This is a genomic window from Microbacterium sp. Leaf351 (assembly GCF_001423825.1).
Taxonomy (GTDB): Bacteria; Actinomycetota; Actinomycetes; order Actinomycetales; family Microbacteriaceae; genus Microbacterium; species Microbacterium ginsengisoli.
This window is the reverse complement of record NZ_LMPK01000038.1, coordinates 230,366-235,604: the sequence shown is the minus strand read 5'-3', so window position 1 is coordinate 235,604 and position 5,239 is coordinate 230,366. Positions and strand designations below refer to the sequence as shown.

Here is a 5,239-nt window from a genome sequence, read left to right as displayed (position 1 = left end):
CCTTCGGATGACGGTGTTGACGGATGCCGCGGCCCGCGGTATGCGTCAACCGCCCCGTCCGCTGCGAGAGGAGTCCGTGAATGTACGGCATGCTGGTCGACATGGTGATCGACGGCGCTGACGTCCCCGAGGAGGGTCCCGTCGTCGACCGCATCGCCGAGTTGCTGGTGGCGACCGCCGGCGGCGACCAGGGCGCGTTCGCCGAGCTGTACGACGCGCTGTCGTCGCGGGTGTTCGGTCTGATCCTGCGCGTACTCGTCGACCGGTCGCAGAGCGAAGAGGTGCTGCAGGAGGTCTTCCTCGAACTGTGGCAATCCGCCGGGCGGTTCGTTCCGAACAAGGGACAAGGCCGCACGTGGGTGATGACCATCGCCCACCGCAGAGCCGTCGACAGAGTGCGCGCATCGCAGTCGAGCAGTGACCGGGACACCCGAGCCGGGCTGCGGGAGATCGCGGTGCCGCACGCCGACGTCGCCGAGCAGGTCGAACTGAAAACCGACGCCGAACGTGTGCACGAGGCGCTGCGTTCCCTTCCCGAGGCGCAGCGCGAAGCGCTCACTCTCGCCTACTTCGGCGGCTACAGCCAGAGTGAGGTGGCCGCCCTCGTGGGTGCACCGCTCGGCACCATCAAGACACGTATGAGAGACGGGCTCGCCCGACTCAGACAGGAGATGGGGGTGACCCCGTGAACGAGAACGACTTCGCCGAGCTGTCGGCGGCCCGCGCCCTCGGTGCTCTCTCGCCCGACGAGCAGCGCGCCTTCGACGAGGCGCTCGCGTCGCACCCCGAGTGGGCTGCCACCGTAACTGCCGACGAGGCGGCCGCGGCCGCACTCGCCGACACCGTGACGGATGTCGCGCCCCCCGCCGACCTCCGCGCCTCGCTGCTCGCCCGCATCCAGGACCTTCCGCAGCACTCCGACGCGGATGCCGCGGCCGACGCCCCGCCCGCGCCGTTCACGTTCGTCACACCGAGCGTGGAATCGGTGCGGTCGGCCCCCATCGCGAACGCGCGGCGGGCACGCCGCATCCTCTTCGCCCTCGCCGCGAGCATCGCTCTGGTGGTCGCGATCGGCATCGGCGGCACGATGATCGCCGGGCAGCTGAACCCGAAGCCCGCGGCGGTCGTCGCGCTCGAGAAGATCGAGTCGGCACCGGATGCCGCCAGCGCCCAGGCGGGCGTCACCGGCGGCGGCACGGCCACCCTGCACTGGTCGTCCTCGCTCGGCCAGGCCGTGCTCGTCTCGTCGGGCATGGCGAGCCTCGCAAGCGACCGAACCTATGAGCTCTGGTACCTGCGAGACGGCGTGCCGACCGCGGCGGGCACGTTCGATGTGTCGGGCGGGTCGGCGACCGCGCAGCTGCGCGGTGGGTTCCAGGCGGGCGACATCGTCGCCGTGACGGTGGAGCAGCAGGGCGGCTCGGCGACCGGCCAGCCCACGACGAAGCCTGTGCTCGCGATCGAGACGCCGGCCTGACGCACTCCGGCGGTGCGCGCCCGGGGAGACCGGCGTCACCGGCGCCCCGTGCGCGCCCCGGCATCACCGGCCCCCGCAGCGCTAGCGTGAACGGGTGACCCCCCGCGCGCAGACCCCCGAGGTGCTCGCGCGCCTGCGACGGGCGCGCGACCTGATGGACCGCTCATACGCCGAACCGCTCGAGGTCGCGATCATGGCGCGGGAGGCGTTCATGTCGACCGCGCACTTCTCCCGCGAGTTCCGCGACGCGTACGGGGAGACGCCGTACGGCTACCTGATGACGCGCCGCATCGAGCGCGCCATGGCGCTGCTGCGGGCGGGGACGACGGTGACCGATGCGTGCATGCGGGTGGGAGCGACATCCCTCGGGTCGTTCAGCGCCCGGTTCACGCGGCTTGTCGGCGAGACACCGAGCGCCTACCGGGCCCGCGATCACGCCGCCACCGAGGACATCCCGGCCTGCATGGCGCGGGTGCTCACCCGCCCCACCCGGTTCGTCTGATCGCGCACCGTGTCCCGGTCGCCGACGATGCGGAGTGAGCAGGATCAGAGAAGCGGATGCCGCCTCCCGCCCGTAGCGTGGAGGCCATGACCTCGATCTCGCTCCGCTTCTTCCCGATCACCTCCGACGACATCGACGCCGGCATCGCGTTCTACCGTGACGGACTCGGCCTCGAGCTGCGCAACAACGTCGCCGCGGGTGACTTCCACTGGGTCACGCTCGGCGTGCCCGGCACCGACGTGGCCGTGGTGCTCTCCGAGCCCGGTGCCGGCCGCTCGCCCGACGACGCCGAGGCACTGCACCGGCTCGTCGCGAAGGGAGCGATCGGCCCGATCGTGTTCGAGACCGACGACCTCGACGGCGTGTTCGCCCGCCTCACCGCCCTCGGCGCCGACCTCGTGCAGGAGCCGACCGACCAGCCGTGGGGGCCGCGCGACACCGCATTCCGCGACCCGGCCGGCAACCTCATCCGCATCAACCAGGCCGGCTGAGCCGGCGGGCGGTGCGGCCCGGGAGGCGCCCCTCGCCCCGTACCCTGGACAGGTGAGCGACGATCCCCGGCCGTACCACAAGCCCGTGCGCCGCCCCGCCGAGCTGTTCGACCGGCTCTACTCGGGCGACGACCCGGCCGAGGTCTCGCGCATCGCCCACTCGACCGCCGCCGCACTCCTCGCGCGCGTGCGCGAGGACCCCGACGTCGACGTCGTCGAACGCCTCGTCGCGTTCACCGACCGTCACGGCATCGACGACATCGCCGATCTGTGGTCGCGTGCGCCCGCTCGATCTCTGCCCGGCGCGCTCTGGCGGCTCTATCTGCTGCAGCTCATGATCCACGACGACCCGCGCACCGCGGCGCTGCTGTTCGAGCGCGGACGCCTGGCACGTTCCGGAGCCGACGAGGTGGTCGCAGGAGCGCCGACCCCGGCCGGCCCGGACGAGCTCGTCACCCTCATCGACACGATCCTGCGGGGGCTGTTCCAGGGTGACTTCGCGGTCGCACTCGAGCGGGCGGCATCCTTCTGCCGCATCGTCGCCGCCGGTGCGGTGCAGCTCGCCGACGACCACGACGTCGCGGAGCCGGCGCGCGCGAGCGCCTTCACGACGCGGGCGCTGCGCCTCGACACCTACGCGGAGGACCTCTCGGGCGCGGCGGCGCTCTGGCGCCGCGACGCGCTCGCCTGAGTCGCTTGCTCTCGCGCCGCGACACGCCGGACCGGGCGGCGCTTCGGCGCCGCGACGCTTGCTCCTGAGTCACGCCCTCGCATCGCGACGCGCCCGACCGGGGCGGCACCCGCACGGAGGAAGGGAAGAACCGAGCCGCAGAAACGCCTCTCGGCGCAAGGCCGCTCGCAGCGGCAGATATTGGAGCCCGGGGTTACTGCGGCCCGGCCGGTCCAGTGTAACGGAGCGCCCCCGGGCGGCATTCCCGCGTCATCCGCCCGGGCGCGTCGCCGTCGCGCGCGTAGGCTCGCAGCATGACCTGGCGTTTCGCGCTCATCATCGAGCCCGTGGCATCCGATGACCCCCGCACCGACTTCGACACGACCTTCGCGCCCGTCGACGCCTCGGCCCCCGCCCTCAGCATCGGCGAGCTCAGCACCCAGCGCGGAGACGGCATCTTCGAGTCGATCGGTGTCGTCGACAGGCACCCGCAGGAGGTCGAGGCGCACCTGGCGCGGCTCGCGCACTCCGCCGAGATCTGCGACCTTCCGGTGCCGAACCTCGCCCAGTGGCGCGCCGCCGTGGCCCGCGCGGCGGCGCAGTGCCCGGAGGGCGAGGCGGTCATCAAGCTCATCCTGAGTCGCGGCATCGAGCACGGCCCGACCCCGACCGCGTGGGTGACCGCGTCGGCCGCGCCCGACTATGCCCGCCCGCGCGCCGAAGGCATCTCCGTCGTCGTGCTCGATCGCGGGCTCGACCTCGCCGCACCCGCCCGCGCCCCGTGGCTGCTGCTCGGCGCGAAGACGTTGTCGTATGCGACCAACATGGCGGCGCTGCGCGAGGCGCACCGACGCGGCGCGGATGACGCCGTCTTCGCCACGTCCGACGGATTCCTGCTCGAGGCGCCGACCGCGTCGCTCGTGCTGCGCCGCGGCGATGAGTTCGTGACCCCCGAGCCCGCCGCCGGCATCCTGCACGGCACCACCCAGCTGAGTCTGTTCGCCCACCTCGCCGAGCGGGGGTTCACGACCGCCTACGAGACCCTTCCGACGGCGGCCCTCGCCGACGCGGATGCCGCGTGGCTCGTCTCGAGCGTCCGCCTCGCCGCCCCGATCACGGTCGTCGACGGCCAGGCTCTCCCGCACGACGCCGCCTTCACGGCCGAGCTGAACGCCTACCTGCTCTCGCCGCGCGACTGAGCCGCGGCATCCGGGCGTGCGGCATCCCGGGCTGACGCGGTACGCCCCATCGATCCTTTGCCCGCCGCGACTGAGCGGCAGCATCCGGGCGTGCGGCAGCCGCGCCGCGGCATCCCGGCCCGGCCGGGGCATCCGGGCGTTCTCGGTCCCGGGCTGACGCCCACAACCGTGCGCGCCGGTCTTCAGGCTGACGCGCCAGACCGTGTGCGACGCCGGCTTTCGGCGTGTCTCGCACCCCGCAGCGTCGGAACTTCTCGATGGCACGCCGCGATTGCGCTCGGCGCGGCGGGGTGTCGGGAGAAAGTTCCGACGTTGTGATGGTCGCAGCGGGTTGTCGATGCCTACCGGCGTGCGTCGCAGGTCGATCACCCCAGGCCGAGCGCGCCGAGGATCGCGCGTTCGACGAGGTCCCAGTCGTGCACGATCAGGGCGTAGTCGAACCGTAGTGTGCGGTATCCCCAGGCGGCGGATGCTGCGTCTCGAACGAGGTCGTGGTGTCTCCGTTCGGCGCCCGCGTGGTTCTCGCGCCCGTCGGCTTCGACGATGAGGCGTCCGTCAATGAGAAGGTCGACCCGTCCGACACCGAGGACGGAAACCTGGGCGCGCACGTCGAGCTGCCAGTGCCGCAATCGCCAGCGGATCAGCGACTCCAGCCCGCTGTCGGCATCGTCTCGCGCGAACGCGATCGCCTCGCGGGCTCGGTCGTTCGTGCGCTCGTGCAGCCAGGCGAGATCGTGCGGCGCGACGAGTCCGAGGCGCAGGGAGGACTCCAGGGCGACGAAGAACTGCTCCGTTCCCGCGCAGCGATCGATCTCCCTGAGCACGCTCCGCGCTGTCGCCCGCGGGGTCGGCGCGTCGCCCCAGTGCACGATCGTGTCGGCTTCGACGATTGTGGGGGTG

The 5,239-nt window shown here is 72.4% G+C and carries 7 protein-coding genes; 6 read left to right on the top strand and 1 reads right to left on the bottom strand.

The window, feature by feature from the left end; translation table 11 throughout:
- Nucleotides 1-89: 89 nt before the first annotated feature.
- From sigK to ASG00_RS13895, 6 genes are all read left to right on the top strand, one after another.
- Nucleotides 90-689, top strand: coding sequence for an ECF RNA polymerase sigma factor SigK (gene sigK, locus ASG00_RS13920; protein ID WP_200930940.1), 600 nt, complete (start codon nucleotides 90-92; stop codon nucleotides 687-689).
- Complete coding sequence (locus ASG00_RS13915; RefSeq protein WP_056210302.1) at nucleotides 686-1,477, top strand: anti-sigma factor; 792 nt, start codon at nucleotides 686-688, stop codon at nucleotides 1,475-1,477. The genes sigK and ASG00_RS13915 overlap by 4 nt, the downstream gene beginning before the upstream one ends.
- 154 nt (nucleotides 1,478-1,631) lie before the next feature.
- On the top strand, nucleotides 1,632-1,979 hold the full coding sequence (locus tag ASG00_RS13910) for a helix-turn-helix transcriptional regulator (RefSeq protein ID WP_045245865.1): 348 nt from the start codon (nucleotides 1,632-1,634) through the stop codon (nucleotides 1,977-1,979).
- Between the two features lie 86 nt (nucleotides 1,980-2,065).
- Nucleotides 2,066-2,470, top strand: a complete 405-nt coding sequence (locus ASG00_RS13905; RefSeq protein WP_056210300.1) for a VOC family protein — start codon at nucleotides 2,066-2,068, stop codon at nucleotides 2,468-2,470.
- 52 nt (nucleotides 2,471-2,522) lie between these two features.
- The gene (locus ASG00_RS13900) at nucleotides 2,523-3,161 is read left to right on the top strand and encodes a hypothetical protein (RefSeq protein ID WP_045245863.1); all 639 of its coding nucleotides are present in this window, start codon (nucleotides 2,523-2,525) and stop codon (nucleotides 3,159-3,161) included.
- 293 nt (nucleotides 3,162-3,454) lie between these two features.
- The gene (locus tag ASG00_RS13895) at nucleotides 3,455-4,339 is read left to right on the top strand and encodes an aminotransferase class IV (RefSeq protein WP_056210298.1); all 885 of its coding nucleotides are present in this window, start codon (nucleotides 3,455-3,457) and stop codon (nucleotides 4,337-4,339) included.
- A 365-nt stretch (nucleotides 4,340-4,704) separates the two neighbouring features.
- Here ASG00_RS13895 and ASG00_RS13890 read toward each other — a convergent pair.
- Nucleotides 4,705-5,239: endonuclease domain-containing protein (locus ASG00_RS13890; RefSeq protein ID WP_235559606.1), on the bottom strand; the 535-nt coding region annotated here is incomplete at its 5' end.

Coding starts and splice junctions, on each gene's coding strand:
- sigK (WP_200930940.1), top strand. CDS start 90: ATGCTGGTCGACATGGTGATCGACGGCGCTGACGTCCCCGAGGAGGGT.
- ASG00_RS13910 (WP_045245865.1), top strand. CDS start 1,632: ATGGACCGCTCATACGCCGAACCGCTCGAGGTCGCGATCATGGCGCGG.
- ASG00_RS13905 (WP_056210300.1), top strand. CDS start 2,066: ATGACCTCGATCTCGCTCCGCTTCTTCCCGATCACCTCCGACGACATC.
- ASG00_RS13895 (WP_056210298.1), top strand. CDS start 3,455: ATGACCTGGCGTTTCGCGCTCATCATCGAGCCCGTGGCATCCGATGAC.